Raw genomic sequence first — 553 nt, 5'->3', positions numbered from 1 at the left:
AAAATCACAATGACTGGAGGAACTGTAAAAGGGCAAAAAAGTGCTCTGTTGACAGAAAATGCCGGATATATTGATGTCACAGATATCACTCTCACCACAGATAACAAAGGAACTGGCGCAAAATCCATTGGTCCTAACAGCATGATTAATTTGCATGATAATGCAACCATTAAAGAGGCTATCATCGGACTTGAAGCAAACAGTGGTGTCATTCAAATGACAGGAGGATCTATCACTGTTTCCGAGACAGGGGCTTCTTTTGAAAACAGCAAGAGTGACAACAACAAGTTAGAAAATGTCGTGATAACAAGCAGCAGCAATGATAAACCGATAACCACAGGTGTAAGTGCTGATAAGGAAAGCACGGTTACTTTAAAAAATATCACCGTTAAGAACGCACAAAAGGCTCTCTTGGCTAATGATAATTCCCAAATAACGGTAACGGACGGCGGTTCCTTTGGCGGTGAGGTACAAGCCAAGCAAGGCAGCACAATTACTTTAAATGATAATGTTATAGTAACATCTGAAAATAATGGGCTTCATGCAGATGGTG

Annotated in this window: 1 pseudogene; it reads left to right on the top strand. The window is 40.5% G+C overall.

Going from position 1 to position 553, the window contains the following annotated elements:
• Window positions 1-553: pseudogene (locus ACFINR_RS09605) on the top strand (autotransporter outer membrane beta-barrel domain-containing protein); the annotation flags it as partial.

It is taken from the genome of Bartonella sp. AP19HLJMH (assembly GCF_042196245.1).
Lineage (GTDB): Bacteria > Pseudomonadota > Alphaproteobacteria > Rhizobiales > Rhizobiaceae > Bartonella.
The sequence above is the reverse complement of the archived record's forward strand: the minus strand, read 5'-3'. Positions and strand labels throughout refer to the sequence as shown.